Annotated in this window: 21 protein-coding genes; 14 read left to right on the forward strand and 7 right to left on the reverse strand. The window is 73.2% G+C overall.

Annotated elements, in window-relative coordinates:
• Window positions 1-160: 160 nt before the first annotated feature.
• The 7 genes from F7Q99_RS20435 (at window position 161) to F7Q99_RS20465 (ending at window position 7,810) form a co-directional block, all read left to right on the forward strand.
• Window positions 161-940 (forward strand): GntR family transcriptional regulator, encoded by a 780-nt coding sequence (locus F7Q99_RS20435; RefSeq protein WP_326846915.1) that lies wholly within the window; start codon window positions 161-163, stop codon window positions 938-940.
• A 254-nt stretch (window positions 941-1,194) separates the two neighbouring features.
• Complete coding sequence (locus F7Q99_RS20440) at window positions 1,195-2,835, forward strand: APC family permease (RefSeq protein WP_153463409.1); 1,641 nt, start codon at window positions 1,195-1,197, stop codon at window positions 2,833-2,835.
• A 107-nt stretch (window positions 2,836-2,942) separates the two neighbouring features.
• Complete coding sequence (locus F7Q99_RS20445) at window positions 2,943-4,034, forward strand: amidohydrolase family protein (protein ID WP_153463410.1); 1,092 nt, start codon at window positions 2,943-2,945, stop codon at window positions 4,032-4,034.
• A gap of 46 nt (window positions 4,035-4,080) precedes the next feature.
• Window positions 4,081-4,758: a uracil-DNA glycosylase gene (locus F7Q99_RS20450; protein WP_153463411.1), complete on the forward strand. Its 678-nt coding sequence runs from the start codon at window positions 4,081-4,083 to the stop codon at window positions 4,756-4,758.
• 187 nt (window positions 4,759-4,945) lie between these two features.
• The gene (locus F7Q99_RS20455) at window positions 4,946-5,905 is read left to right on the forward strand and encodes an SCO1860 family LAETG-anchored protein (protein ID WP_153463412.1); all 960 of its coding nucleotides are present in this window, start codon (window positions 4,946-4,948) and stop codon (window positions 5,903-5,905) included.
• Between the two features lie 177 nt (window positions 5,906-6,082).
• The gene (gene glnII, locus F7Q99_RS20460; RefSeq protein ID WP_326846916.1) at window positions 6,083-7,105 is read left to right on the forward strand and encodes a glutamine synthetase GlnII; all 1,023 of its coding nucleotides are present in this window, start codon (window positions 6,083-6,085) and stop codon (window positions 7,103-7,105) included.
• Window positions 7,106-7,285: 180 nt separating this feature from the next.
• Window positions 7,286-7,810: a hypothetical protein gene (locus F7Q99_RS20465; protein ID WP_153463413.1), complete on the forward strand. Its 525-nt coding sequence runs from the start codon at window positions 7,286-7,288 to the stop codon at window positions 7,808-7,810.
• A gap of 55 nt (window positions 7,811-7,865) precedes the next feature.
• Here the strand turns inward: F7Q99_RS20465 and cobC are convergent, their stop codons facing one another.
• On the reverse strand, window positions 7,866-8,912 hold the full coding sequence (cobC, locus tag F7Q99_RS20470) for an Rv2231c family pyridoxal phosphate-dependent protein CobC (protein ID WP_326846917.1): 1,047 nt from the start codon (window positions 8,910-8,912) through the stop codon (window positions 7,866-7,868).
• Complete coding sequence (locus F7Q99_RS20475; protein ID WP_153463414.1) at window positions 8,909-10,126, reverse strand: cobalamin biosynthesis protein; 1,218 nt, start codon at window positions 10,124-10,126, stop codon at window positions 8,909-8,911. The genes cobC and F7Q99_RS20475 overlap by 4 nt, the downstream gene beginning before the upstream one ends.
• A 230-nt stretch (window positions 10,127-10,356) precedes the next feature.
• Between F7Q99_RS20475 and F7Q99_RS20480 the strand changes: the two genes are divergently transcribed.
• From F7Q99_RS20480 to F7Q99_RS20495, 4 genes are all read left to right on the forward strand, one after another.
• Window positions 10,357-11,271 carry an alkaline phosphatase family protein gene (locus F7Q99_RS20480; protein WP_153463415.1) on the forward strand — a complete coding sequence of 305 codons (915 nt, stop codon included), beginning with the start codon at window positions 10,357-10,359 and terminating at the stop codon, window positions 11,269-11,271.
• Between the two features lie 5 nt (window positions 11,272-11,276).
• Window positions 11,277-12,632 (forward strand): MFS transporter, encoded by a 1,356-nt coding sequence (locus F7Q99_RS20485; RefSeq protein WP_326846918.1) that lies wholly within the window; start codon window positions 11,277-11,279, stop codon window positions 12,630-12,632.
• Complete coding sequence (locus F7Q99_RS20490; RefSeq protein ID WP_326846919.1) at window positions 12,629-13,663, forward strand: TolB family protein; 1,035 nt, start codon at window positions 12,629-12,631, stop codon at window positions 13,661-13,663. The genes F7Q99_RS20485 and F7Q99_RS20490 overlap by 4 nt, the downstream gene beginning before the upstream one ends.
• A gap of 65 nt (window positions 13,664-13,728) precedes the next feature.
• Window positions 13,729-14,502 (forward strand): hypothetical protein, encoded by a 774-nt coding sequence (locus F7Q99_RS20495; protein WP_153463416.1) that lies wholly within the window; start codon window positions 13,729-13,731, stop codon window positions 14,500-14,502.
• Between the two features lie 84 nt (window positions 14,503-14,586).
• On the opposite strand, the gene F7Q99_RS20500 is transcribed toward F7Q99_RS20495, so the two are convergent.
• On the reverse strand, window positions 14,587-15,513 hold the full coding sequence (locus F7Q99_RS20500; RefSeq protein WP_153463417.1) for an EamA family transporter: 927 nt from the start codon (window positions 15,511-15,513) through the stop codon (window positions 14,587-14,589).
• 126 nt (window positions 15,514-15,639) lie between these two features.
• Here F7Q99_RS20500 and F7Q99_RS20505 point away from each other — a divergent pair, with 126 nt between their 5' ends.
• Both F7Q99_RS20505 and F7Q99_RS20510 read left to right on the forward strand, forming a co-directional pair.
• Window positions 15,640-16,146, forward strand: a complete 507-nt coding sequence (locus F7Q99_RS20505) for a MarR family winged helix-turn-helix transcriptional regulator (protein ID WP_153463418.1) — start codon at window positions 15,640-15,642, stop codon at window positions 16,144-16,146.
• A gap of 8 nt (window positions 16,147-16,154) precedes the next feature.
• Window positions 16,155-16,340 (forward strand): hypothetical protein, encoded by a 186-nt coding sequence (locus tag F7Q99_RS20510; protein WP_153463419.1) that lies wholly within the window; start codon window positions 16,155-16,157, stop codon window positions 16,338-16,340.
• Between the two features lie 86 nt (window positions 16,341-16,426).
• On the opposite strand, the gene F7Q99_RS20515 is transcribed toward F7Q99_RS20510, so the two are convergent.
• Window positions 16,427-16,714, reverse strand: a complete 288-nt coding sequence (locus F7Q99_RS20515) for a hypothetical protein (RefSeq protein ID WP_153463420.1) — start codon at window positions 16,712-16,714, stop codon at window positions 16,427-16,429.
• A 6-nt stretch (window positions 16,715-16,720) separates the two neighbouring features.
• Here F7Q99_RS20515 and F7Q99_RS41250 point away from each other — a divergent pair, with 6 nt between their 5' ends.
• Window positions 16,721-17,230 (forward strand): TetR/AcrR family transcriptional regulator, encoded by a 510-nt coding sequence (locus F7Q99_RS41250; RefSeq protein ID WP_153463421.1) that lies wholly within the window; start codon window positions 16,721-16,723, stop codon window positions 17,228-17,230.
• A 243-nt stretch (window positions 17,231-17,473) separates the two neighbouring features.
• On the opposite strand, the gene F7Q99_RS20525 is transcribed toward F7Q99_RS41250, so the two are convergent.
• From F7Q99_RS20525 to F7Q99_RS20535, 3 genes are read right to left on the reverse strand one after another with little or no spacing between them, the layout of a single operon-like run.
• Window positions 17,474-17,944 carry an OsmC family protein gene (locus tag F7Q99_RS20525; protein ID WP_326846920.1) on the reverse strand — a complete coding sequence of 157 codons (471 nt, stop codon included), beginning with the start codon at window positions 17,942-17,944 and terminating at the stop codon, window positions 17,474-17,476.
• Window positions 17,945-17,982: 38 nt separating this feature from the next.
• Entirely contained in the window at window positions 17,983-18,141 is a 159-nt protein-coding gene (locus tag F7Q99_RS20530) for a phosphotransferase-like protein (RefSeq protein ID WP_153463423.1), read from the reverse strand.
• On the reverse strand, window positions 18,138-19,508 hold the full coding sequence (locus F7Q99_RS20535) for a cobyrinate a,c-diamide synthase (protein WP_153463424.1): 1,371 nt from the start codon (window positions 19,506-19,508) through the stop codon (window positions 18,138-18,140). Before F7Q99_RS20535 ends, F7Q99_RS20530 begins: the two co-directional genes overlap by 4 nt.
• Window positions 19,509-19,511: the final 3 nt, after the last annotated feature.

Here is a 19,511-nt window from a genome sequence, read left to right on the forward strand (position 1 = left end):
GGGCGGCCCAGAACCGGGGTCGGCTGTGGGAACGGTGGAATCCGGCAGGTGGCGCGTGATCCGTTCGGTGCGATGCTGCGAAGGCGCAGCGGGATACGGTCGGGCCGTCCGCGCCGGTACGGCTGCGCAGGACACCGCCCCAGGAGGGACATTGACTGACGTGGCACTTGAGCCCGAGCGCCCCGCCGAACGCACCGCCGGAGCGCTCTACCGGAAGGTGGCGGCCGACCTCCGCGAGGCCATCACCACCGGCGTGTACGGCGAGGCCGGCCGGCTGCCCGCCGAGGGCGCGCTGGCCGAGCAGTACGGCGTCTCCCGCGGCACCGTCCGGCAGGCGCTGGCCGTGCTCCGCTCGGACGGCCTGGTCACCTCCCGCCGCGGCACCCGGCGCGTGGTGCTCGGGGGCGCGCGGGTGCAGAGCTTCTCCGAACTGCTCAGCTTCACGCACTGGGCGTACTCGATGGGCGAGGAGCCCGGCGGCATCCTCGACTCGCTGGTGCGCCGCCCGGCCGACGCCGCCGAGCGCGAGCAGCTGCGGCTGGAGCCGGGCGCCGAGGTGTACGTGATGGTCCGTCTGCGGACGCTCTCCGGCACGCCGGTGATGGTCGAGCGCACCGTCTACCCGCCGCGGGTCGGCGAGATCATCGCGGAGCTTCCGCCGGACGTCGTCTCCCACACCGAGGTCCTGCGCGAGCACGGCATCCTGTTCACGGACGCCGACCACACCATCGACATCGTCGCCGCCAACGCGGAGGACGCCCGCCTGCTCGGCTGCCGCCGCGGCGGCCCGCTGCTGCGCGAACGGCGGCGCACGACGGACCCGACCGGCACCCCGGTCGAGTGGTCCCAGGACCGTTACCTGCCCGGGACGGTGGCGTTCAGCGTGCACAACTCGCTGGCCACGTCGGCGCTTTCGCGGCACGCGCGGGAGATGGACTGAGCCTGGTGCCGTCGGGGCGGGAACGGACCACCCCGGTGGCATCGCCGCGGAAGGGGACCGGTCGCCGCCGTCGGCCGATTCCTCCGAGCAGCTGACGGCCCGCCCCGAAACGTTCCCGGGGCGGGCCGCGTCGTGCGGCGGTGTCGGCCGTTCAGGTGAGGGGGGCGGTTCGGAGCGCGTTTCGGCGCGGGTGAGACAGCTGAGCTGCGGCACTGTCGGGGTGGATTTTCCCGACATGCGAGAGGCGGCCGTGCATGGCTCACTCCACTACTTCGACCCCGACTGGTTCGGGGCATACCGGCCTTCGGCGCGAGGTCGGGGTCATCGGCCTGCTCTGGGCGTCGGTCGGGGCGATCATCGGCTCCGGGTGGCTGTTCGGGGCGCAGAAGGCGGCGGTGGCGGCCGGTCCCGCGGCGTTGGTGTCCTGGGGCATCGGTGCTCTGGCGATCATCCTGCTGGCGCTGGTCCACGCCGAGCTGGGCGGGTTGTTCCCGGTGGCCGGCGGCACCGCGCGCTATCCGCACTACGCCTTCGGCGGCTTCGCGGGGATGTCGTTCGGCTGGTTCACCTGGCTGCAGGCCGCGACCATCGCGCCGATCGAGGTGCAGGCGATGATCAACTACGCCCGGCACTGGTCCTGGGCGCGCGGCCTGCTGAACGAGGACCTGACCCTGACCGGCAGCGGGTTCGTGGTCGCGGCCGCCCTGCTCGCCGCCTTCGTCGCGATCAACTTCCTCGGCGTCAGGATCCTCGCGCACACCAACAGCGTGGCCACCGTGTGGAAGGTCGCCGTCCCGGTCCTGGCCATCTTCGCCCTGGGCATCACGGAGTTCCACGGCTCCAACTTCAACGTCCACGGCTTCGCGCCGGCCGGGGCCAAGGGTGTGCTCGCGGCGATCAGCACCAGCGGGGTGATCTTCGCGCTGCTCGGGTTCGAACAGGCCATCCAGTGGGCGGGCGAGAGCCGCAACCCCCGCCGGGACATCCCCCGGGCCGTGCTCGGGTCGGTGGTGATCGGCACGATCGTCTACGTCATGCTCCAGGTGGTGTTCATCGGGGCCCTGCCGCCGTCGACCTTCGCCGGCGGCTGGGACAAGCTCACCTACCCCGGCATCAGCGGACCGTTCGCGGGCCTCGCGACGCTGATCGGCCTGGGCTGGCTCGCCACCATCCTCTTCGTCGACGCCGTGATCTCGCCCGCCGGCACCGGCCTGGTCTACATCACCTCCAGCTCGCGGGTCACGTACGGCCTGAGCCGCAACGGCTACGCGCCGCAGACCCTGCAGTACACGGACCAGCGTTCGGTGCCGTGGCTCGGCCTGGTCGTCGCGTGGGTCGCGGGGGTGCTCTGCTTCCTGCCGTTCCCGAGCTGGCAGCGACTGGTCGGGTTCATCACGTCGGCCGTCGTCCTGATGTACGCGGGCGCGCCGCTGGCCTTCGGGGTGCTGCGCAAGCGGCTGCCGGCGATGGAGCGCTCGTACCACCTGCCGGCCGGAACGATCATCTCGCCGATCGCCTTCGCGGTGGCGAGCCTGGTCATCTACTGGTCCGGCTGGGACACGCTGTGGCGGCTGGGCCTGGCGATCATCATCGGCTACGTGCTGCTCGGCTCGTACTCCGCGTACGCCGTGTCGAAGGGGGTGCCGCACGCGCCCCGGATGGACTTCAGGGCGGGCCAGTGGCTGCCGGTCTACCTGGTCGGCATGGGCCTGATCTCCTGGCAGGGCACCTTCGGCGAGGGTTCGCAGGGCAACCTGCCCCTCTGGTGGGACATCCTCGTCGTCGTGGTGTTCGCCCTGGTGATCTACTACTGGGCCCTGGCGGTCGCCCTGCCCGCGGAGGAGATCGACCGGAACATCCGCGGCGTCGAGGTGGTGGAGGCGGGCGGTCACTGACGCCGGCCTTGCGGCAGAGCGGCCTCCGAGGGCTCGGGGGCCGCTCTCCTGCTGCTCGCCCACGGCGCCCCCTTACACGCGGCGCCCGCGTCGGTAGAGTGCGGGCCATGAGCGATGGCGCGGTGCTGCACGTCCGGGGTCGGGTGCTGGTCGGTCCGGAGGACGTCCGGGACGATCTCTGGGTGGTCGACGGCCGGGTGACCTTCACCCGCCCGTCGGGCGCGGAGGACGTCCGGACGGTGACCGGCTGGGTGCTGCCCGGCCTGGTGGACGCGCACTGCCACGTCGGGCTGGACGCGCACGGCGCCGTCGACGCCGAGACCAGCGAGAAGCAGGCGCTCACCGACCGTGACGCCGGCACGCTGCTGATCCGCGACGCCGGCTCGGCCGCCGACACCCGGTGGATCGACGAGCGCGAGGACCTGCCGCGGATCATCCGGGCCGGGCGGCACATCGCCCGCACTCGTCGCTACATCCGCAACTACGCGCACGAGATCGAGCCCGGCGACCTCATCGCGTACGTCCGGGCCGAGGCCCGCCGCGGGGACGGCTGGGTGAAGCTGGTCGGCGACTGGATCGACCGCGAGCGCGGCGACCTCGCCGCCTGCTGGCCGGGGGACGCGCTCGCCGAGGCGATCGCGGCGGCGCACGAGGAGGGCGCGCGGGTGACCGCGCACTGCTTCTCGGCCGAGTCGCTGCCGGACCTGCTGGCAGCCGGAATCGACTGCGTCGAGCACGCCACCGGGCTGACGGAGGAGCTGATCCCGGTGTTCGCCGAACGCGGCGTCGCGATCGTCCCGACGCTGGTCAACATCGCCACCTTCCCGGAGCTGGCGACGGGCGGCGAGGGCAGGTTCCCGGCCTGGGCCGCGCACATGCGCCGGCTGCACGAGCGCCGTTACGACACGGTCGGTGCCGCGCACGACGCGGGCATCCCGATCTTCGTCGGGACGGACGCGGGCGGCTCGCTCGCCCACGGGCTGGTCGCGGACGAGGTGGCCGAGCTGGTGAAGGCCGGTCTGAGCCCTGCCGAGGCGCTGTCGGCGGCGAGTTGGGGCGCGCGCGAGTGGCTGGGACGGCCGGCGCTGGTGGAGGGCGCGCCGGCGGACTTCGTGGTGTACGACGAGGACCCGCGGGCGGACGTGCGGGTGCTGGCCGCACCCCGGCTGGTGGTCCTGCGGGGCCGGCCGGTCGCATGATCATCCGCTGAACGCGTTGTCGGCGTAGGCCGATAAGGTTGCGACCATGGCACCGCGTCCACTGAACGAGATCGTCGAGCCCGGCTGGGCCACCGCCCTGGAGCCCGTCGCCGGGCGGGTCGCCGCCATGGGCGACTTCCTGCGCGCCGAACTGGCCGCCGGCCGCACCTACCTGCCCTCCGGGCCGAACGTGCTGCGCGCGTTCCAGCAGCCCTTCGCCGACGTGCGGGTGCTGATCGTCGGGCAGGATCCGTACCCGACCCCCGGCCACGCCGTCGGGCTGAGCTTCTCGGTGGCGCCCGAGGTGCGGCCGATCCCGGCCAGCCTGATCAACATCTTCCAGGAGTACGGGAACGACCTCGGCCTCCCGCAGCCGTCCAACGGCGACCTGACACCGTGGACGCAGCAGGGCGTGCTGCTGCTCAACCGCGCGCTGACCACCGCGCCGCGCAAGCCCGCCGCGCACCGGGGCAAGGGCTGGGAGGAGGTCACCGAGCAGGCGATCCGTGCGCTGGTGACGCGCGGCGGCCCGCTGGTGGCGATCCTGTGGGGCCGGGACGCCAGGAACCTGCGGCCGCTGCTCGGGGACGTCCCGGCGATCGAGTCGGCACACCCGAGCCCGTACTCGGCGAACGGCGGCTTCTTCGGCTCGCGGCCGTTCAGCCGGGCGAACGAGCTGCTGGTGCGGCAGGGGGCGCAGCCGGTGGACTGGCGGCTGCCGTAGCAGACACCTGCCACCGGCAGCCGTCAAACTCACCCTGACGGGTGAAATGGCGGTCCGTGTGGCGCATGTGACGCACCGTTAGAGAAGACTGGCGGCTCACCGTTCGGAGCGCCTGCCCATCCCCGCCCTGTCGCGGGTGACGTCGTGGGCGCGCTCCGGAGCAACACGCACCTGTGGGGGTACCGCCATGTCTTCCCGGCCTTCTCGCCGAACCGTTTCCGCAGCCGCCGCCGTCGCGGCCTGCACGCTGCTCACCGTCCCGCCGGCGCGGGCCGCCGAGTCGGGCCCGGCCCCGTCGCCGTCGCCCGGCAAGGCGCGTGCCGTCACGGCCGAACTCGCCCTGGACGTCAGCCTGTTGAACAAGGCGGTGAACGTCCCGGTGAACATCGCGCTGAACAAGGTGGAGACGCCAGCGCAGAGCGACACGTCGATGCTCACCGCGAAGGTGGACGGCGTGGCCCAGCAGGGCCCGGTCACCCTGGTCAAGGCGGACGTCGGCAAGTCCGTGACACGCTCGGACGCGAAGGGCACCGCCGCCTCCGTCCAGCTGGTCAACGCCGACGTGCACGCCCCGGGCCTGCCGGCCACCGCACTGCTCGGCCTGGAGGCGATGAGCGCCGAGGCGACCTGCCCGGTCGACGGGCGGCCGACCGCGAACGTCGTCGCGCCCGCCGGGCTGACCGTCCTCGGCAAGCCGGTCACCGTCGGCCTCTACGGGCCGACCAAGGTGGACGTGCCGATGATCGGCAGCGTCTCGGTGGAGTTCTCCAAGCGCACCACCACCTCGACGACGGCCGCGGCCTCCGCCCTGGAGGTGAAGGTGGAGGTGAACCCGCTGAACCTGAACGTCGCCAAGGTCACGGGTACGATCACCGTCGCCTCGGTGAGCTGCGAGAAGCCGTCCGCGCCGTCCGGTACTCCGACGGCCGCCACGTCCGCGCCCACCGTCCAGCCGGTGGTCGACACCACCACGCGCGCCGCCGCCCCGCAGGCCGCCACCGGGAAGCCCGCCGCCGGACTGGCCGCGACCGGCGGCAGCAGCGCCACTGGCCCGCTCGCCGCCGGGGCCGCCGCCCTGGTCGCGGGCGGCGCCGGCGCCCTGTGGGCCACCCGGCGCCGCCGGGCCGCCCACGCCCGCCGGCACTGAGGCACGCCCGAAGGGCCGGCACCGGTGCGGGAGTGCCGCCCCCGGCACTCCCGCACCGTGATGGTGCCAACGCGGACGGTTGGTTCACATGCGCGTTACATGAGAGGAACAACCGGGAAACGGCGGCTTGCGACGCTACGCGGGCACCCACCACCCAGCAATGCGAGGTACACCGCCGTGGCAATCAAGGCCGAGTACATCTGGATCGACGGCACCAAGCCGACCGCGAAGCTCCGTTCCAAGACTCGTGTCCTGGCCAACGCGGACAAGATCCCCACCTGGGGCTTCGACGGTTCCTCCACCAACCAGGCCGAGGGCCACGCGTCGGACCGCGTGCTGGAGCCGGTGAAGGTCGTCAAGGACCCGATCCGCGGCGGTGACAACATCCTGGTCCTGTGCGAGGTCCTGGAGACGAACGGTACCCCGCACGAGTCCAACACCCGCGCCCTGCTGCGCGAGGTCGCCGAGAAGTACGCCAGCCAGGAGTCGATCTTCGGCATCGAGCAGGAGTACACCTTCTTCAAGGGCTCCCGCCCGCTGGGCTTCCCGGAGGGCGGTTACCCGGCCCCGCAGGGTGGCTACTACTGCGGTGTCGGCGCCGAGGAGGTCTTCGGCCGCGAGATCGTCGAGCTGCACCTGGACCGCTGCATCGACGCGGGCCTCGCCATCTGCGGCATCAACGCCGAGGTCATGCCCGGCCAGTGGGAGTTCCAGATCGGCCCGGTCGACGCGCTGACCGTCTCGGACGACCTGTGGATCGCCCGCTACCTGCTGTACCGCACCGCCGAGGAGTTCGGCATCGACGCCACCCTCGACGCCAAGCCGGCCCGTGGCGACTGGAACGGCGCGGGTGCGCACACCAACTTCTCCACCAAGGCGATGCGCGAGGGCTACGAGGCCATCATCACCGCCTGCGAGTCGCTCGGTGCCTCCCAGGAGAAGGTGCTGGAGCACGTCAACCAGTACGGTGACGACATCCAGTCCCGCCTGACCGGCAAGCACGAGACCGCCCCGTGGAACGTCTACAGCTACGGCGTCTCCAACCGCGGTGCGTCCGTCCGCATCCCGTGGCAGGTCGAGGTGGAGCAGAAGGGCTACATCGAGGACCGTCGCCCGAACGCCAACATCGACCCCTACGTCGTCACCCGCCTCCTGATCAACACCTGCTGCGAGGCCCTGGAGAAGGCCGGCCAGGTCTGATCCGGTAGATCCGGTCCGCACGAAGTGGCGTACGGCCGCAGGCCCTTCCCCGCACCGGGGAAGGGCCTGCGGCCGTTGTGCGCACGGATGAGCCCGGACGTCGGGGCCGCGGTGACGCCAGCACCCGGAGGCCGGAAAGCCAGTAGTCAACCCGCCCGTCACGGGCCAGGATGAACAGGTATGACGCCCCTTCTCCTGATCGACGTCGACGGACCGTTGAACCCCTACGCCGCGCCGAAGCAGCGCCGGCCGGACGGCTACGACACCCACCGCGTCCGGCCCGCGTCCTGGGTGGCCCGTCAGGCCCAGCAGCCGGGGCAGCGCGTGAAGCCGCTGCGGGTGTGGCTCAACCCGCAGCACGGGCCGCAGTTGCTGGCGCTGCCGTACGAACTCGTGTGGGCCACCACGTGGATGGACGAGGCGAACACCTTCATCGGCCCGCGGATCGGCCTGCCCGAACTCCCCTACGTCCGCTGGACGGAGGTCTTCCGGGACGACCCGGACGGCCTGCACTGGAAGACCCGGGACCTGGTCGCCTGGGCGGCCGGGCGCCCGTTCGTCTGGCTGGACGACGAACTCGGGCCGCAGGACATCGAGTGGATAGCCGCCAACCACCCGGCCCCGGCCCTGCCCCTCTGGGTCGACCCCCGGGCCGGCCTCGGGGATCTGCACTTCGCGTTGCTCCGGGAATGGGCGCAGGAGTGAGGACCGTCGGCGCGGTGGAACGCCTGCGCCGGGCGGATTTCGGCGGGTGACTGCGTCACGCCGTGGTGATCGCCGCCGCGAGCGCGTCCAGGAAGCGGTCCGTCGTGGCCTCGTCGCGGACGGCGATCCGCAGCCACTCCTCGCCCAGCCCCGGGAAGGTGTCCCCGCGCCGGACGGCGAAGCCGTGCTCGCGCAGCCGCTCCCGGACGGCCGCCGCGCCCGGCAGCCGGACCAGCACGAACGACGCGGCCGGCTCGCCGTACACCCGTACGGACGGGAACCCGGCCAGCCCCTTCAGCAGGTGCGCGCGCCACAGGCCCAGCTCCGCGGCCGCCTCCTCCGCCTCGGCCAGCGCGGCCGGCGTGCTGCACGCCTCGGCGGCGGTCAGGGCCGGGGTGGAGACCGGCCACAGCGGCTGCGCGGCGCCGAGCGCGGCGACCAGCGGGGCCGGCCCGAGCACGTAGCCGATCCGCAGCCCGGCCAGGCCCCAGGTCTTGGTGAGGCTGCGCAGCACGACCACCCGGCCCGGCAAGTCCCGTACGGCGGCCAGGGATTCGCGTTCGCCGGGCACGGTGTCCATGAACGCCTCGTCCACCACCAGGGTGCGCCCGGGGCGGGCCAGCGCGGCGACGGCGGCGGCGGGGTGCAGGACGGAGGTGGGGTTGGTCGGGTTGCCGAGGACGACCAGGTCGGCCTCCTCGGGGACGGCGCCGAGGCGGAAGCCGTCCTCCGGTGACAGCAGCACCCGGTGCACCTCGTGTCCGGCATCGCGCAGGGCGGCCTCGGGTTCGGTGAACTGCGGGTGGACGACGGCGACATGGCGTGACGTCAGAACACGGGCGAGGAGGACGAACGCCTCCGCGGCGCCCGAGGTGAGCAGGACCTCGTCGGTCGGCCGCCCGTGCCGCGCGGCGACGGCGGCGCGCGCGGCCGTCTGGTCGGGGTAGGCGGCGAGCTCGCCGAGGGTGGCGGCGAGCCGCTCGCGCAGCCAGAGCGGGGGCGTGCCGGTGCGCACGTTGACGGCGAGGTCGACGAGGCCGAGCCCGTCGGCGCGCACCTCGGCGTCGCCGTGGTGGCGGAGGTCGGGTTCGGCGGCGGTCACGCGGGGTCTCCTTGGCGGCTGTTCTCGGGAGCGGCGGGCAGGCCGGGGATACGGAGCACGTCGTACGGGCCGGGGGGCGCGTCCAGCGCAGTGCCGTCGCCGAGGGCGACCAGCGCGACGGCGTGGCCGTGCGAGGCCAGGGTGACGGCGGCCTCGGTGAAGTCGTCCGTCGCGACGCGTCGCGTGGCGGGCCGCAGCAGTGCGGCGATTGCCGTGACGGCGGCCTCCGGGCCCACCACCGCCGAGACGCTGCGCAGTTCCTCCAGTGCGCGCGGCACCAGCAGGTCGTGCGGGCCAGGGCCGAGGCCGACCAGTGTGAGCCGTCCGCGCAGTGCCGTCCGTGCGATCGCGATCGTCGCCGTCGCCGACTTCCGCTTGGCGACGACGAGTTCGCCGCCCGGCGCGCTCGCCAGGGCCGCCGCCTCGGCGACGCTCGCGGTGCCGACGGCGGAGTCTACCGCGGCGGACGGGTTCGGCACGGGGACGACCGCGAGCGCGTCCGCAAGGTGCTCGTCCACCGGCGCCCGGCCGAGGCACCAGTGGGCCCAGATCACGGCCGGGTGGTCCGCCTTGCCGGCGATGGTGGCGATGCGGGCGATCGACGTCCGGCTGAGACCGGTCTCCTTCAGGGTCGCGCCCAGCAGCCGCATCACCTCGGTCTGTTCGGTGCGGCTGCTCGCGCCGATGCCGAGGACGAGCGTGCGCGGGAGCACTTCGAGGTCGTCGCCGTACTCCGGGTCCTCGGGGTCGGGGAGCCGCAGGATCGGCTCTTGCGCGGGAGGCGTGGCCGTGGGGGTGTCGAGAGGTGGCCGCGGGGCCTGCCGGGCCAGTTCGGCGAGGGCGCTCTCGCGCGGTGACGGGCGGTCCGTGAACACCGGCAGGACGCCGAGGACGGCCGCCACCTCCCAGGCCAGTTCCTTCGTGCCGGCGTCAGCGCTCAGCGGGATCACGTACCGCCGCTGCGGGTCGACGCACAGCAGGCCCTTGTCCTTCGTCCTGCCGAGGCCCACATCATCGATCAGGTGGAGGGCCGTCGCGAGCGGCGCGAAGAGGATCACGTGCTCGGACTCGTGGAGGGCGAACCCGAGCGCCTCGGGCGGGCCGAAGCAGCTGCCGCGCTTCGCCTTGTAGGCCTTGCTGCTGTCCGGCCAGGCGGCGTGCAGTTCGTCGGCGAGCGGACCGACCGTCCCGTCGACGGCCACCAGCCCGATCACGTCCCGCTCCTTCACTCGGCGCCCAAAAGCCCAGGTGATCCCACCATGCCCGGCCGGAACGGGTCAATCGGCGCGGCTGTGACGTCGACCGGCTGCCGCCCGCCCGCGAGTGACAGCTGTTCTTCTGTTCTTCACTTGTCTTGTGCCGTACACGACATGGGGCGATCCTACTGTTTTCGGCGCTCCACCCCCAGGAAGCCCGAAGCACATTCGACGCCCGGAGGACCCCCATGGCCTTCGCACGACTCCGCACCGCCGGCACGCCCCGCACCCCCCGTCGCCGGACCCTCACCGCTCTCGCCGCCGCACTCGGCCTCGCCGCCGGCTCACTCGGCCTCTGGGCCGCGAGCGGCAGCGCCGCCGCCGACACTGCCGCCGGCCTGCCGACGCCCGACCACATCGTCGTCGTGGTCATGGAGAACCACGCCTACTCGCAGGTGATCGGCAGCTCCAGGGCGCCCTACATCAACAACACCCTGGTGGCCGGTGGCGCGACCCTGACCCAGTCGTACGCGCTCACCCACCCCAGCCAGCCCAACTACTACATGCTGTTCTCGGGCAGCTCCCAGGGCATCACCGACGACAGCTGCGTCGACGTCGGCGCCCTCCAGGGGCCCAACCTGGCCTCCGAACTCCTGGCCACCGGCCAGACCTTCGCCAGCTACAACGAGAGCATTCCCGGCGTCGGCGCCACCGACTGCCGCGTCGACAACTACGCGCAGAAGCATAACCCGTGGTTCGGCTTCGGCAACGTCCCCACCTCCAGCGCCTACGGCATGGACGCGTTCCCCACCGACTTCACCACCCTGCCCAAGGTGTCGTTCGTGATCCCGGACCTCTGCAGCGACATGCACGACTGCTCGGTCGCCACCGGCGACTCCTGGATCAAGGCCAACCTCGCCGCCTACGCGGACTGGGCGAAGAACAACAACAGCCTGCTCGTCATGACCTTCGACGAGGACAACAAGCTGTCCGGCAACCGCATCCCCACCGTCGTCTACGGCGCGCACGTCGCCCCCGGCAGCAGCACCGCCACCTCGTACAACCACTACGACGTGCTGCGCACCCTGGAGGACCTGACCGGCGTCAACGCCCACGCCGGCAACGCCGCCACCGCCAACGACATCACCGGCATCTGGAACTGACGCCCGTGTACGTCGCGGATTCCCGACGCTCCAAGGCTCCCGTCGCCCCGGCCACCGCGCCGGGGCACGGGCCCGCCTCCCCCTGCCAGGAGGCCGACGGCGGGCACGGGGGGAGGGCCGCCCTGCGTGCCGCCGTGCCCGGGGCGGTGGTCGCCCTCGGGGCCGTCAGCCTCGTCACCGACATCTCCTCCGAGATGGTCAGCGCCGTCCTCCCGCTCTACCTGCTCACCGGGCTCGGCCTCTCCCCGCTCGGCTTCGGACTGCTGGACGGCCTGCAGAACGGCTTCAGCGCGCTCGTCCGTCTCGCCGGCGGCCACCTCGCCGACCGGCGCGGCGGCGACGGCGCGGCCCGGCACAAGGCGGTCGCGGCCGTCGGCTACGGCCTGTCGGCCCTGTGCAAGCCGCTGCTGCTGTTCGCCCACACCGTGCCGCTGATCGGCGCCGTCATCGCCGTCGACCGCACCGGCAAGGGCCTGCGCACCGCCCCGCGCGACGCCATGATCTCGCTCGCCACCGAACCCGAGCACCGCGGCCGGGCGTTCGGCGTGCACCGCGCGATGGACACCGCCGGCGCCCTGCTCGGGCCGCTCACCGCGTTCCTGGTGCTCCGGCTGGCCGGCGGCCCGCTGCTCGCCGACGGCGGTGAACGGCACGGCTACGACGCGGTGTTCACCGTCAGCGCGTGCATCGCCGCGCTCGGGGTGCTGGTGCTGCTGCTGTTCGTGCCGAGCCGGCTCGGCGGTGATGCGACGTCAACCTCGGCTCCTTCGCTGCGCGACGGGCTGTCGCTGCTGCGGCTGCCCGGACTGCGCCGGCTCACCCTGTGCGCCGTCCTGCTCGGACTCACCACCGTCAGCGACTCGTTCCTCTACCTGCTCGTCCAGCGCCGCCTCGGCCTCGCCACCGACCTCTTCCCGCTGCTGCCGCTCGGCACGGCCGCGGCGTTCCTGCTGCTCGCCGTTCCGCTGGGCGCGCTCGCCGACCGGATCGGCCGCCGCCGGCTCTTCACCGCCGGGCACGCGGTGCTCCTCCTCGCGTACGGGCTGCTGCTCTCGCCGCTCCACGGACTGCCCGCCACCGTCTGCGTCCTCGTCCTGCACGGCGCCTTCTACGCCGCCACCGACGGCGTGCTCGCCGCCGCCGCGGCCGACGCCGTGCCCGCCGAACAGCGCGGCGCCGGCCTCGCCCTGGTCGGCACCGGGCAGGCGCTCGCCCGGTTCGCCTGCTCGCTGCTGTTCGGCGCGCTGTGGTCCGCAGTCGGCGGCACCACCGCGCTCGCCTGGTCGGCCGGCGCGCTCGCGCTGTGCGTCCTCGGCGCGGCCGCCGTCCTCCGCGAACCCGCCCGTGAGGTGTCCTCGTGAACCAGCTCCGGAACCGGACCAGAGTGCTCATCCTCCTGATCGCCGTCCTGCTGCTCGGCGCGGTGGGCACCGGAGCCGTCCTCCACGCCGCCGACCGCACCGCCCGCCGGGACCAGGCCCAGCCCGGCGCGCCGGCCGTCGACTCCGGCGACGTCTCGCTGCAGAAACCCACCAGCGGACGGCAGTTGGTGTTCCGCAACATGGCCTGGGGCCCGCACCGCGACGAACTCACCGCCGTCCCCGCCGACCGCCCCGACGGCCCGCGCACTGCCTCCGGCGTCCACTGCCTGCGCTTCCACGCCGCCGGCGGCACCGGCATCTGCCTCCAGGCCGAACACGGCGCCCTCGACGACACCTACCGGGCCGTCGTCCTCGACGACCACCTGAAGGAGAAGCGCTCCTTCCCCGTCGCCGGCATCCCCACCCGCTCCCGGGTCTCGCCCTCCGGCCACCTCGCCGCATGGACCGTCTTCGTCAGCGGCGACTCCTACGCCGGCACCAACTTCTCCACCCGTACCTCCGTCGTCGACGTCCGCGACTGGAACCTGCGCGACAACCTGGAGAGCTTCGACATCGTCAAGGACGGCCGGCCCTACCAGGCGCACGACGTCAACATCTGGGGCGTCACCTTCGCCGACGACAACACCTTCTACGCCACCCTCGCCACCGCCGGCCGGACCCACCTCGTCCGCGGCGACCTCGCCTCCCGCACCCTTACCACCCTCCACGACAACGTCGAGTGCCCCTCCCTCTCCCCGGACGGCACCCGCGTCGCCTACAAGAAGCGCGTCCCCGGCCTGCCCGACGACGCCCCCTGGCGGCTCTACGTCCTCGACCTCGCCACCATGACCGAGACCCCCACCGCCGAACAGCGCGACATCGACGACCAGGCCGTCTGGACCGACAACGGCGCCCTGCTGTACGCCCTCCCCGGCGACTACGGCGCCGACCTGTGGACCGTCCCGGCCGACGGCGGCGGCGCCGCCCGACGGGTCACGGGGGCCGCCGTCGCACCCGCCTACGTGGGCTGAGGAACTCTCGGCTACCGTCCCTCGTCGAACGCAGTGACGTCCGGATCGAACGGGGAGCGACAACGGTGGACGGGATCCCGCCCGAGCGCATGGTCACCGACTCCTGGCCGGCCCTGCACGGCCGCCCGGTGCTGCGCCGCACCGTCGCCGTCGGTCTGGTGCTGTGCGTGTCCGTCGCGGCGGCCCTGCTCGTACGCGGCATCAACACCTTCACCCTCGGCCGCGGGGTGCGCGAAACCGACCGCGACCGCGCCGAACGCCTCGCCGGCCTCCACCCCTCCCAGCACCCCGGCGCCGACCGCTACTACGTCCCGGTCGGCGCCGTGTACGCGCACACCGCGGACGGCGCCGCCGTCGCCTACCTGCACTACCGGGTCGCCGGCGGCAAGGACGTCGGCCTCGGCGACTTCCTCCGCGCCTACGACCTCCCCGCCCCGGGCCCCGCCGCTCCGCTTCCGCCCGACCTCGCCACCGCCCTCGGCGGCGACGAACCGGATGAGGCCCCCGAACTCCCCGAGCCGTCGCCGTCGCCTACTGCCACCGCTTCGCCAGCCGCTTCGCCGGCCGTTTCACCCACCGCCTCGCCGACCGCAGACTTCGCCGCCGACAGCCTCCCAGCCGCCGACCAGGCCCCCGGCGAGGACACCACGGACGCCCCCGAGCCGTCACCCACCCCATCCGCCACACCCACGGCAACCCCGATCACACCCACGGCAACCCCGATCACCCCCACGGCGGCCCCGACCACGGCGACCCCCACCACCCGCCGCATCTACGTATCCACCATCCCCGGCGGTCTCCCCGGCGCCGCCGACATCTACGTCCGCGCCACGGGGTGACACCCCATCGGCAATGCGCCGTCCCCCCTCGGTGTCGCCTCGACGCCGTGCCGCGCCGAGCGGGGAGCTCGGCGGGGCAGGGGTTCAGCGGCCGGCGTGGGCCGGTTCGGGGGTGGGGGTCGGGGCGAGGGGTGCCTGGGGTGCCGGGGAGGGCCTGCGGGTGGGGGACTGGCCGGCGACGAGGGCTCCGAGAGCGATGAGGAGGCCGAGGACCTGCCACGGGGTGAGGGTCTGGTCGAGGGCGACGAGGCCGCCGACCGTGGCGACGACCGGGTTGACCAGGCCGAGGAAGGAGGCCGGGCCGGCGCCGAGGCGGTCGATGCCGCGGAACCAGAGGACGTACCCGAGGGCGGTGCCGAACAGCCCGAGGTAGGCGAAGCCGGCCAGGTTGGTGGCGCTCAGGGCGGGCGGCGCGCCCTCCACGGCGGCTGCGAGCGGTACGAGGAAGAGCGAGCCGGCGAGGAGCTGCCAGGCGGTCAGGTCGAGCAGGGTGGCGCCGTCGGGCCGGCCCCAGCGACGGGTCAGGACGGTGCCCATGGCCATGAGCGCGATCGCGGTGACCATCGCGGCGATGCCGACGCCGTCCAGCCGCGCGCCGCTCTTGAGGACGAGGAGCGCGACGCCGCCGACCCCGGCGAGTCCGGCGAGGACGGCCCGCCGTCCGGGCCGCACACCGAGCACGCCGATCGAGAATCCGGTGACCAGCAGCGGCTGGATCGCGCCGATGGTCGCCGCGACCCCGCCGGGCAACCGGTACGCGCCGACGAACACGAGCGGGAAGAAGAGCCCGATGTTCAGCATGCCGAGGACGGCGGCGCGCCCCCACCAGCGCCCCTTGGGCAGTCTGCGGCCGAGGAGCAGCAGGAGCAGCCCGGCCGGGAGCGCGCGCAGGGCGGCGAGCAGCAGCGGACGGCCTTCGGGCAGGAACTGGGTGGTGACCAGGTAGGTCGTGCCCCAGGCGGCCGGGGCGAGGGCCGCGGTGACGGCGACTGCGACGCGCTTCCGATCCATGACATCCCCCTCAACGTTGATTATCTGAACGTTGAGATAAGTTCTACGCTCGAGGGTCTGTGAACGTCAAGTATGTGAAGGTTAAGATAAATCCCGTCGATACAGGCTGCGGGAAGGCGGAGGGCCATGCAGGAACGCGACACCGTCGACGACATCGTCGACCAGTGGGCCCGGGCCCGCCCCGAGCTCGACAGCGAGCCCATCGCCGTGATCGGCCGGCTGCGCCGCCTGAACGTCCGCGTCGACACCGCCCTGCGCGAGTACTTCGCCGAACACGGCCTGGACTCCTCCGAGTTCGACGTCCTCGCGACGCTCCGGCGGTCCGGCGAGCCGTACGAACTCAACGCCCGCGCACTGCTGAAGTCGGCCATGGTGACGTCCGGCGCGATCACCAATCGCGTCGACCGGCTCTCGGCGAAGGGCCTCGTCGAGCGCAGCCCCTGCCCGAACGACCGCCGCGCCGTCCTGGTCCGCCTCACCCCCGCCGGCAAGGAACTGATCGACGCGGCCATGCCCGGCCACGTCCGCAACGAGGAACGCATCCTCGCCGCCCTCGATCCGCAGGAGCGCGACCAGCTCAAGGCGCTGCTGAAGAAGCTGCTCATCGCCCACGGCGACACCGAGCGGTTGTAGGGCGGCCGGTGCGTGAGAAGTCGGAGGGGTCGACTTCTCACGCCCCTGTCGGCAAGGCTGCAGCCTCCGCCTCCTCGGTGGACGGCCGGGAGGACGTCTTCATGGGCCCGGTCGCGATCTACACCCGCCTCCGCTGCGAGGCCTGCTACCGAGCCGATCCCCTGCACGGCACCTTCGCCGGCGACAGGTCGTAACCGGCTGAGCTGCTCCGCGACCGAGCGGAACGCGGACTCCAGCCCCGGCGGGCCGCAGGCTGTTCGATCGCCATGAATTCGACGATTTATGCCCCGCCCTGGCATTCGAAGGGCACTGACGCCTGGCCTCCGAGCGCCGGGGCCTGCCAGTTGTAGGTGGGGGCGGAGCGGCCCAGCAGGAAGCGGTCGGGGAGGAGGCCGCCGATCGTCAGGGCGGTGTCCCGCAGCAGGACGGCGGCGGGGGAGCGGAGGGTGACGAGGGCGCCGATGCGGCGGGAGCCGGTGACGATGCGGGTGGTGCGGGGGAGGCGGGCGACGGTGTAGGCGGGGAGGGGTGCCGCCGGATCGCTGCCGGGGGCCAGGAGCGACGCCACCGCGCGGTGGACGAGGCGGCGGGGCTGCCCACCGGCTCGACGTCCAACCTCGCCCGGACCAGGGCCGCCCTGCTCGAACTCGCACTGACCCGGATCGCCGAACTGGAGTCGGCCGGGTTCCTCGACCCGGCCGACGCCCTGGCCGAGTGCGCGGCACCGCCGCGCGAACTGCTCGCCCAGGTCGCCGCCGACGGCCTGCACCAGGCGCTGACCACCGGCCGCACCCTCACCATCGCGCGCATCGAGCTCGCCCTGGAGGCGGCCCGTCGGCCCGAACTGCGCGACGTCTACGACCGCCTGGGAGCGCGCTTCCTCGACTTCGCGGTGCAGCTCCTCGCCCGCTGCGGCTCGCCCGAGCCCGCCGCCGACGCCCGTCGCCTGATCCGCTGGTGCGACGGCGTGCTGTTCAACGCGACGGCCGGCAGCGGACATGGCCACCCGTTGACCCCGGCCGATCTGCACGACGAGGTGACGCGCTACCTCGCATCGCTGCTCGCGCGGCAGGAGCAGGAGTAGGAACCGCCGGTCGCCGCCGGCCCGGCGCTGCTCCTGCAGCCGGCGACACTGCCTCTGTTGCTGCGTGCCCAAAGAGTCATGAGCCGACGGGTGTTGGTGGCCTCTGGTGTTGGCGAGCAGGGTGGCCCGGGTGCGATCACCGCGAGCTCGCGGTGAGTCTCCTCTGCGCCGCCACCCGGGGCTGGCAGGCCCTCGCGCTGTGAAAGCCGCCGCGGAGCCGCTGTAGAAGCCGGTGTAAAAGCCTCATCCCGCGACTGTTACCACCGGCTCGTGCCGCACCGGAAAGTTGACCGAGTTGGCGATGAAGCAGGACCGGTGCGCCTCGGCGTGCAGGGTGAGCGCCTTCTCGACCATGCCGTCCGACGCGACCTCGATCCGCGGGTGCAGGACGGCCGAGGTGAAGTGCCCGCCCTCCGGCGTCTCGGCCATCGTGCCGACGGGGTTGTCGACGTACGAGGTCACGACGACGCCGTTGACGGCGCACAGGTGCAGGTACCAGAGCAGGTGGCACTGCGAGACGGAAGCGAGCAGCAGCTGTTCGGGGTTCCAGCGGGTCGGGTCGCCGCGGAAGGCGGGGTCGGAGGAGCCGGGGATGGTGGGCCGGCCGTCGGCGGCGACGTCGTGGTCGCGGGCGTAGGAGCGGTAGTCGCTGGTGCCGGCGCCCTGGTTGCCGGTCCAGGTGATCTCGGTGGTGTAGGTGTGCAGCTTGGCCACGCTCGTGCCCTTTCTCTTGTGGACTCCTTGAAGACCAGTCAACCGCAGGACGCCACCCGGCCGACGGCGATCCGGGCGCACTCGGCCGCGGAGGCTCGCGAGGTGTCGACGAGCAGGTCGCACGTGACACCCACGTGCACCGCCCACGCCTGCGCCGCGGCCGGTCCGACGGCACCGTTGAGCGCGATGACGTTCACCGGGCTCCGGCGAACCGCGCCGCCGCGGCCGCGAAGGAGGCCGCCAGCTCCGGTGATCCGGCCCAGTGCAGGTGCAGGTAGGACGCGTGGACGTTGCCGCCGGCGAAGCCCTCGGTGCGCGGTCCGGTGGGCAACCGCCAGCCCCAGGCGGGGAGTTCGCCCGCGCCGGGCTCGCAGACCGTCCGGTGGAACTCGTGCCCGCGCAGCCGGGTGCCGGCCGGGCCGAGCGGGGAGTCGTGCAGGGCGACGGCCTCCCGGTAGCCGAGGGTGAGCCGTTCGGTCATCCGGGCGGTGGTGTCGAGTACGCCGCACATCGGCTTGCCGTCCAACTCCCGCCCCAGGTAGAGCAGTCCGGCGCACTCGGCGGCAACCGGACCGCCGGATGTCGCGAACTCGGCGATGGATCGCCGCAGTTCGGTGTTCCCGCTCAACTCCCGGACGTACAGCTCGGGGAAGCCGCCGCCGATGACCAGGCCGGCCGTCCCCTCGGGCAGCGACGCGGAGTGCAGCGGGTCGAACGGAATCACCTCCGCGCCCGCCGCGCCCAGCAGTTCGGCGTTCTCGGCGTACGAGAAGGAGAACGCGGCACCGCCCGCCACCGCGATCCGCGGCCGCCCGGAAACCGGGGTGACCTCGGCCGCCGCATCCCACGGCTGCGCGTCCAACTCGGGCGCGGTCCGCGCGAGTTCGAGCACGGCGTCCAGGTCGACCGAGGAGGCGACGAGTTCGCCCATGTCCGCGACGGCCTTCAGCGCCTCAGCCGACCGCTCCACGGCCGGGATCAGCCCGAGGTGGCGCGAGGGTGTGGCGACCGCCGCCGAGCGGCGCAGCGCGCCGAGGACGGGCACGCCGGAGCCCTCCTCCAGGGCCTCGCGCAGGAGTTGCTCGTGCCGGTCGGAGGCGACCCGGTTGAGGATCACCCCGGCGAGCCGCACCTGAGGGTCCCAGGAGGCGAAGCCGTGCACCAGCGCGGCCACCGACCGCGACTGCGAACTGCCGTCCACGACGAGCACCACCGGTGCCCGCAGGAGCTTGGCCACGTGCGCCGTGGACGCCAGCTCCCCGCGCCCGGACGCCCCGTCGAACAGGCCCATGACCCCCTCGACGACGGCGACGTCGGCTCCCGCCGCGCCGTGCAGGAACAGCGGCGCGATCCGCTCCGGCCCGCACAGGAAGGCGTCCAGGTTGCGGCCCGGGCGCCCGGCGGCGAGCGCGTGGTAGCCCGGGTCGATGTAGTCGGGGCCGACCTTGTGCGGCGACACCGCCAGCCCGCGCGCGGCGAGCGCCGCGATGAGGCCGGTGGCGACGGTGGTCTTGCCGGCGCCCGAGGAGGGCGCGGCGACGACGAGGCGGGGGACGGTGCTCAACGA

This window comes from Streptomyces kaniharaensis, assembly GCF_009569385.1.
Lineage (GTDB): Bacteria > Actinomycetota > Actinomycetes > Streptomycetales > Streptomycetaceae > Kitasatospora > Kitasatospora kaniharaensis.